The 1,547-nt window shown below is 67.2% G+C and carries 2 protein-coding genes and 1 pseudogene; all 3 read right to left on the bottom strand.

The genetic code is table 11. The features are described 5' to 3' along the window. Positions 1 to 50 precede the first annotated feature (50 nt). On the bottom strand, positions 51 to 710 hold the full coding sequence (locus G3436_RS26765; RefSeq protein WP_163951363.1) for a glycosyltransferase family 2 protein: 660 nt from the start codon (positions 708 to 710) through the stop codon (positions 51 to 53). Beyond that, positions 707 to 1,306 (bottom strand): class I SAM-dependent methyltransferase, encoded by a 600-nt coding sequence (locus G3436_RS26760; RefSeq protein ID WP_163951360.1) that lies wholly within the window; start codon positions 1,304 to 1,306, stop codon positions 707 to 709. The genes G3436_RS26765 and G3436_RS26760 overlap by 4 nt, the downstream gene beginning before the upstream one ends. Next, a pseudogene (locus G3436_RS26755) lies at positions 1,303 to 1,547 on the bottom strand (PIG-L family deacetylase); the annotation flags it as partial. The pseudogene G3436_RS26755 and the gene G3436_RS26760, both read right to left, overlap by 4 nt.

Below are 1,547 nucleotides of genomic sequence, written 5' to 3'. Positions count from 1 at the left end.
GATCTTGAGGGCGCTGGTGAGCTCAAGACATGCACCACCAAACCCAGCACTCACGGCGCAGCCGCCAGGTTCAGCAAAAAATCGCCAAATCCACCCCGCGCCCGACAATCGGCACGGCTGCTGGTGGACACGCTGTTGCGCGCCGTCCACACGATGCGCGCGCCACTGAGCTCAAGGTCGTTGACCAGACGCACATCTTCGTCCAGCGCCAGCGGTTGGAACCCGCCCACACGCTGGTAGGCCCTGGCGCAGATGCCGAGGTTGGCGCCATGGATATGCCGATGGCCCTCGCGGGCCTGGTAGTGCGCCAGGTAGCGTGCCTGCAACGCGGCATCCTGGTCGGCCTGCCAGCGCTCGACGTGCACCGTGCCGCAGACCGCATCGGCAGCGCAATCCAACTGACACACCAGCCAGTCGGCCGGCACGCAGCTGTCGGCATCGGTGCACGCCAACCACCGTGCACCGCGCTCCAGCATCCAGCTGGCCCCGGCGCGCCGCGCGAACCCCACATTGCGCGCAGTGACGCGGAGGGTATGCACGCCATGGTCGCGGGCGATGGCCTCGCTGGCATCGCTGCACTGGTCCAGTACCACCAGTATCTGCACCGGCTCGCCAAGCTGCTCAGCCCGCGCCGCAGCCCGCTGCAGGGCCCGCAGACACGCGGGCAGGTGCTGTTCTTCATCATGCGCGGGGACGATCACGGCAATCATCGGCAAGGCTCCTGCAGGTCGACTGCACAGGGCTGGCAACACCAGAGCTCAAGCAGGAAGTCGGCTTCCTCGTGGCGCACCGCACGGTACAGCGGCAAACGCTGCTCGAGCAGGGCGTGTACCTGCCGCCCGTCCTGCGCGCAGCCGTCGATCGGGTGCAACCAATGGCAGGCCAGCAGTGCCCCATCAGGTGCCAGGCTGGCCACGGCCTGTTCGATCACCTGCAGCCATTGACAGGGGGCCAGGTAATAGCCGATTTCGCTGAGCACGATCAGGTCGAACGCGCCCCCCGGCCAATCACCCGGCAGGTGCCCCTGCACCACGCTGGCCTGGGGCAAGGCCGCCAGGCGCTGGCGGGCCAGGTCTACGGCCCTGGCATTGAGGTCCTGGCAAAGCAGCGCTTCGGTGCGCTCGGCCAGTGCCGCGCTGAGCTCGCCATTGGCGCAGGCAGGCTCGAAAATGCGCGTGTAGTACTGGCGCGGCAGGCATGCCAGGGTCAGGTCGCGCTTGCGCTGCTCGTACCAACGGGTGCGAAAGGCCCAGGGGTCTTCGTCGTGTTCGAACAGCTGCTCGAAGTACTGCGGCGATACGCTCATAGAAACACCAGTTCGAAAGGTTGCAGGAGCCGTTGCAGGGTGGTTTCGTTCAGTACCGGCGCACGCTCGCCATCGGTCTCGAGCTGGCTGACATGCGCCGCGATGGCGCTACGTTTGCTGGCCAGTTGCTCGGGGCTCAGGATGAACTTGCGGGCACGGTGCCAGGGCAGGCGCGGGTCGTGCGGGCACGCCCAGTGCCAGGCCCAGATCGGCACTTCGATCAGCGTGGCGCCCACGGCCT

Source organism: Pseudomonas brassicae (assembly GCF_010671725.1).
GTDB lineage: Bacteria > Pseudomonadota > Gammaproteobacteria > Pseudomonadales > Pseudomonadaceae > Aquipseudomonas > Aquipseudomonas brassicae.
The sequence above is the reverse complement of the archived record's forward strand: the minus strand, read 5'-3'. Positions and strand labels throughout refer to the sequence as shown.